The organism is Kitasatospora sp. NPDC093806 (assembly GCF_040683335.1).
Taxonomy (GTDB): domain Bacteria; phylum Actinomycetota; class Actinomycetes; order Streptomycetales; family Streptomycetaceae; genus Kitasatospora.
Genome location: NZ_JBFBDO010000210.1, coordinates 1 through 5,154, shown reverse-complemented (window position 1 = coordinate 5,154; position 5,154 = coordinate 1). Strand labels below are relative to the sequence as shown.

The following is a 5,154-nucleotide window of genomic DNA, read 5'->3' as shown; positions in this document are numbered from 1 at the left end:
ACGCGCGCGCCGGGCCGACGCCGCCGACCGGCAGGCGATCGCCCGCACCGCGCTGGCCGGCCTGGACGTCCGGGCGCACCCCGCCTCGTACCTGGTGTGGCTCGGCCTGGAACCGCACCAGCGCCCCGATCACGTCGTGGCCGCCCTCGCCGAGGAGGGCATCCTGGTCTCGACGGCCGACGCCTTCGCCACCGGCCCGCACCGCCCGTCCGCTCTCCGATTGGCCCTGGCCACCCCGCCGATCGACGAACTGGCGCCGGTGCTAAGGAGGTTGAGAGCGGCGATCGAGGCCATCGCGCCGTAGCGGGAAATCGATGGCGCGAAATGGCCCCGCGGTCGCCTATCCTCTACGTCAGGTTTCGGGCAGGGGGCCCGGGTTGGCTTTTGGGGGTTTGTGTGGTCACCGGTCGCGTGGTGCGGTACGACAGCGTTCGTGGGTACGGGTTCATCGCTCCCGACCACGGTGGAGAGGACGTCTTCCTACATGTCAACGACATGCTGATGCCCGAGTCCATGGTGCATTCGGGTCTGGTCGTCGAGTTCGAGATGGAGGAGGGCGACCGCGGGCTGAAGGCCTCCGCCGTGCGGTTGCCCAAGGGGGCGCTCGCCCGGCCGGCCGCTCCGGTGGCGGCCACGGCCGCCACCCGGGTGGTGAACGACGGTGACGACGTCGAGTGCGACGTCCTCACCTCGGCGGAGTTCCTGCTGGAGGTCACCGAGCTGCTGCTGGAGCAGACGCCGTCGCTCACCGGGGAACAGCTGCTGAAGGTGCGCAGCGCGATGCTGCAGTTCGCGAAGGGGCACGGCTGGACCGAGGGCTGAGACCGGCCCGTACGCGTCGGGGCGCCTCGCCGGGTCGGCGGGGCGCCCCTTCGTATCGGGCCGGGCAGGGCGAAGGTGCTGGGCAGGGCAGGGCAGGGGTCAGAAGAGCACGTCGGTGCAGGAGTAGAAGGCGTTCGACGTGTCGGCGACGTCCCAGACCGCGACGACCACGTGGTGCCCGGTACGGCCGGTGGGGAGCGTGCCGGTGTGGGTGGTCCTGGCGGCGGGCTGGCGGCCGTTGTAGGGAACGGTCAGGAACGGCGTGAGGTCCAGGCTCGCCCTGGTGATCTTCTGGGTCGGGTCGTAGCCGGGCTTGGTGAGGAAGTAGCGGAAGCTCGTGGTCGAGTGCCGGGCCTCGATCTCCCAGGTGAAGGTCTGCTGCCCGCCGGCGGTCACCTTGGTGGTCGGCCAGGTGCCGTTGCGCGGGTTGTCCAGCGGCGCCCAGCGCGCGTCGGCGCCCGCGCAGATGGTGCCGTCGGCGGGGCCGCGGGTCGGGAAGCCCTTGGGGCCCTCGACGCTCTGGGGTTCCCACTCGATGTCGCCGCAGTTCTTGACGACGCCCGCGCCGCAGAGGGCGGAGCGGCTCGGCGGCAGGTTGATGAAGCCGTGCGACTGGGCCGGGACGGCCAGCGTGAGCGGGACGGCCAGCGCGGCCAGGGCCGCGCCGACGATGTGACGTCTGCGCATGGTGCTCCTCCGTGGGGGTGGATGGAGAGTGCGCCTGACGCAGGGCGCGCGCGTGGGGTGCGCGTGGGGGTGCGCGGCCGTGGGGATCCCGGCAGGCCTGCGGCAGGTGGGTGCCCATACCGTAGGGAGCACCACCCTGACCGTCAATGGTCTGGACCAGTCTGCGGAGACGGTCGGTGATTTGTGCAATGCCGCCAACGTCCAGGACAACGCCGGGAGTTGACTCCGTCCACCGCCGGGCGCCGGCGGTGGACGGAGTCAGCGGCGGATGGTCGGGGTGGACTCGCCGGAGGCGCGCAGCCGGTTGTGCGCGTGCAGCCAGCGCAGCTCCGTCCCGCAGGCGCGCAGCACCGTGCCCAGGGCGTGGCGCATCGCCGCGTCGACGGCCGCGCGGGCGGCGGCGGCCGGGGCGGCACCGGGCAGGGCGCTGTCGGCCAGGTCGGCGAGGCGGCGGGACGGGTTCCAGCCGAGGTCCGCGGCTTCGTCCCCGGTGACCCCGGTATCCGTGCCGTCGTCCGGTGGGCACGGGCCGAGGGTGACGCCGGTGGCGCCGAGGTGGGCGGCCAGCGGGAGCCCGGCGAGCGTGGCGCTGCGCCGGACGGCGTCGATGAGGTCGGCGGGGAGGCCGAGTTCGGCCGGGGTGCGGCCCGGCGACCGGTGGACCAGCGCGTCCGGCGGCACCCGCAGGCCGTCGCCGGCGGCGACCGGGCCGCTGACGTTCAGACCGCGACCCGAGCGGTCGGGGTCGACGTCCAGCCCGAAGGCCGGCAGGAACTCGGCGAGCGCGTTCGCCATCGCCGTCTCGACCACCTGCCGGGCCGAGCCCGCCGCGTGACCCGGCTCCGCCATCGCCGCGGCGCCCGTCAGGCGCGGTGCGGGCAGCCAGTCGACGACGGCCGACCCGGGCCGGCGGGTGGGCCCGTCGGCGGCGCCCGCCGGACGGATCCGCACGCCCGGCCCCTGGTCGCCGAAGGCGATCGGCAGGCCCGCGAGCAGCACGGCGTCGGTGAGGCGGTCGGCCAGGGCGGGATCGACTCGCCCCGACGGCGGGCCGCCGTCGGCCGGGGCGGCGGACGGCTGCCGGTGCGACGGGAGGCTCAACGGTGCGGGCCCTTCTGTACGGTCCGGGCGGATGGGGGCACTGGTGCATCCGGCGCCTTGTCGAACTCCCGTTCCCAGCGGCCCGGGGCGCCAAACGCCGGGCGCCGTCGGCTCGTCGGGCGGCCGCCGACGCCCCGGCCGGCCAGGGCCGGGCGCGCACGAAGCGTGCCGAGGGCGCGCGCTGCTTCGTGCACCACTGGATCGGCGAGGTCCGGCGGGACCGGTGGGCGGCCCCGGCGCGGGAGGGCGTACTCCGACGGCCGCCCGGACCGGCCGGAAAGACGCAGCTCAGCGCGGCGGGCGCGAGCCACCGGTGGCCGCGCGCGGGCGACGGCCCGGCGAAACCGGCGTGCGGGAGCCCGTCGGTCCCCGCCCGCACCACGGGGCGCTCCCGCCCCACCCTTGGCCCGGGCCCCGGCGGTCCGCACGATCTCAGGTGTCCGGCCGCCCGCCCGGCCGACCGGCACCTGGCACCTGGCACCTGGGAGGACTCCATGTCGATCTCGCGCATCCGCAGGACCACCACCGCGACCGCCGTCGCCGCCCTCGCCACCGTCTCCCTCCTCCTCGCGGGCAGCGGGGTCGCCTCGGGCGCGACCCGCGCGTTCAGCCGCTTCGACGACGGCAGCTTCGAGACCCCCAAGATCGCGGCGAACTCCTTCCAGGGGTTCACCGCCGGCCAGGTCATCGGGCCGTGGCGGGTCGCCGCGGGCTCGGTCGACCTGATCGGCGCCGGCTACTGGCAGGCCGCCGAGGGCGACCAGTCGGTCGACCTCAGCGGGAGCAACGCCGGGACCGTCACGCAGACCTTCACCACCACGCCCGGCACGACGTACTCGGTGACGTACTCGATCGCCGGCAACCCGAACGCCGGGCCGGTGGTGAAGACCGGGCAGGCGCTGGTCGACGGCCAGCTGTTCCAGGACTTCACCTTCGACACCACCGGCAAGACCCTCGCCGCGATGGGGTACGTCACCCGGCAGTTCACCTTCGTGGCGACCGCCGCCTCGACCACGCTGGCGTTCCGCAGCACCACCAACAGCAACGCCGGGCCGGTCCTGGACAACGTCCAGGTCCTGCCCTGCACGCCCTGCCCCACCTGCGGCTGAGCAGGTATTCGACGCCACCGGACCCCGCTCGACCGCGGCCGGGCGGGGTCCCGCGATGCCGCGGGGGGCGGCCGCGGCGAGCAATGGGTAGTGGCCCCCATTGATCCCCGCAGCGTTTCGGAGGTCCGCTGGGCAGCGGGTCCCGGGCTGCCCTCCCCCGGTGTCGCGGGCCCCGGCACGGTCCTCCCCCGTCGAGCCCATCGAGCAAGGCCAGGTGAACGGCATGCACGACCCCCACAGACCGGTGCGTCCGTCGGTCCGGCGGTCCGCGATGTACCTGCGGTGCCGCCCCTACGACGCGCGGGAGGCCCAGTACGTGCGGACCTCGATGGAGCTGCTGGCGGCACGGTTGGGGCTGCCGCTGCCGGATGTCTACGCCGACCACGGGCTGAGCACGCGCGGTCCGCTGCCCTCCCTGGAGCACCTGGTGTCGGCGGCCGAGCAGGGCTGGGTGGACGTCGTGCTGGTGCCGGGGCCGTTCGTGTTCGCGCTCGACGACCGCGCTGCGGCGGACACCGTCCGGCGGCTGGCGCGGGCCGGTTGCGAGGTCGTCGAGGCGCCGGGCCGGGTCGTCCGGCCCCGCGGCGTGCTCCGGGACGGCGTGGCGGCGTATGGGGTGCGGGGGTGCGACGGTCCGGCGCACGACGTACGGCCCGCCCGGGACGGAGCGGGTCCGGGACCGGGACCGGCGGCGTACCAAGCGGTGTGATCCGGTGCCCGCCCGGCGTGCGCGAAATCGGCGGGCCCACCCGCTGGACGGGGCCGGGCCGGACGCGGGCATCATAGGGGCATGCCCGCTCAGACTGGATGCGCCCGCGCCCGGGGAACCGGCCGCCCGGGCGTCCGGCACGGTTCCGGGCGCGGCCCGGCGGCCCGCCGATGACGCCGTCCCGACCGTCGGCCGCCGCCCCCTCCACCGGTCCCGGCACGACCGGCCCCTCGACCAGCCCCTCGACCGGTCCCTCGGACGGGGCCGTCATCGTGGGCCGTGACCGCGAGCTCGCCCGCGCCGCCGACGTGCTGTCCCGGCCGCCGGCCGTCCTCGTCGTCGAGGGCGAGGCCGGGGTCGGCAAGTCCGGACTGGTCGCCGAGGCCGTCCGCGCCCAGGCCCGAGCCGGACGCACCGTGCTCACCGGCCGCTGCCACCCGCTGCGCGAGCCGGAGCCGTTCGGGCCGGTGGCGGACGCGCTGCGGGACGCCGCCGCCCTGCTGCCCCCGCGGGCCGAGCTGCCGCCCAGCACCGGAGCGCTGGGCTGGCTGCTGCCCGACCTCGCCCCGCTGCTGCCCGCCGCGCCGTCCGGCGGCGACGGTCTGCTGTCCGCCCGGCGGCTGCTGGCCCAGGGGGTGCGGGCGCTGCTGGCGGCGCTCGACGACCCGGTCCTGGTGATCGAGGACCTGCACTGGGCCGACGACGCCACCCTCGACCTGCTGCTCC

The 5,154-nt window shown here is 75.9% G+C and carries 6 protein-coding genes and 1 pseudogene; 5 read left to right on the top strand and 2 right to left on the bottom strand.

The features are described from left to right. Both AB0N76_RS39080 and AB0N76_RS39075 read left to right on the top strand, forming a co-directional pair. Window positions 1-304 (top strand): annotated as a pseudogene (locus AB0N76_RS39080) (PLP-dependent aminotransferase family protein); the annotation flags it as partial. 20 nt (window positions 305-324) lie between these two features. Beyond that, complete coding sequence (locus AB0N76_RS39075; protein WP_363565616.1) at window positions 325-822, top strand: cold shock domain-containing protein; 498 nt, start codon at window positions 325-327, stop codon at window positions 820-822. Between the two features lie 99 nt (window positions 823-921). On the opposite strand, the gene AB0N76_RS39070 is transcribed toward AB0N76_RS39075, so the two are convergent. Both AB0N76_RS39070 and AB0N76_RS39065 read right to left on the bottom strand, forming a co-directional pair. After that, on the bottom strand, window positions 922-1,509 hold the full coding sequence (locus AB0N76_RS39070; protein WP_363565615.1) for a lytic polysaccharide monooxygenase: 588 nt from the start codon (window positions 1,507-1,509) through the stop codon (window positions 922-924). A 258-nt stretch (window positions 1,510-1,767) separates the two neighbouring features. Further along, window positions 1,768-2,610, bottom strand: a complete 843-nt coding sequence (locus AB0N76_RS39065; protein WP_363565614.1) for a hypothetical protein — start codon at window positions 2,608-2,610, stop codon at window positions 1,768-1,770. Between the two features lie 494 nt (window positions 2,611-3,104). Between AB0N76_RS39065 and AB0N76_RS39060 the strand changes: the two genes are divergently transcribed. The 3 genes from AB0N76_RS39060 to AB0N76_RS39050 all read left to right on the top strand — a co-directional run. Next, window positions 3,105-3,719 (top strand): choice-of-anchor C family protein, encoded by a 615-nt coding sequence (locus tag AB0N76_RS39060; protein ID WP_363565613.1) that lies wholly within the window; start codon window positions 3,105-3,107, stop codon window positions 3,717-3,719. Between the two features lie 223 nt (window positions 3,720-3,942). Further along, window positions 3,943-4,428, top strand: a complete 486-nt coding sequence (locus tag AB0N76_RS39055) for a hypothetical protein (RefSeq protein ID WP_363565612.1) — start codon at window positions 3,943-3,945, stop codon at window positions 4,426-4,428. 272 nt (window positions 4,429-4,700) lie between these two features. Further along, window positions 4,701-5,154: ATP-binding protein (locus tag AB0N76_RS39050; RefSeq protein WP_363565611.1), on the top strand; the 454-nt coding region annotated here is incomplete at its 3' end.

Excerpts from the sequence above, each read along its gene's own strand:
- AB0N76_RS39055 (WP_363565612.1), top strand. The coding sequence starts at position 3,943 with ATGCACGACCCCCACAGACCGGTGCGTCCGTCGGTCCGGCGGTCCGCG.
- AB0N76_RS39060 (WP_363565613.1), top strand. The coding sequence starts at position 3,105 with ATGTCGATCTCGCGCATCCGCAGGACCACCACCGCGACCGCCGTCGCC.
- AB0N76_RS39070 (WP_363565615.1), bottom strand. The coding sequence starts at position 1,509 with ATGCGCAGACGTCACATCGTCGGCGCGGCCCTGGCCGCGCTGGCCGTC.
- AB0N76_RS39075 (WP_363565616.1), top strand. The coding sequence starts at position 325 with ATGGCCCCGCGGTCGCCTATCCTCTACGTCAGGTTTCGGGCAGGGGGC.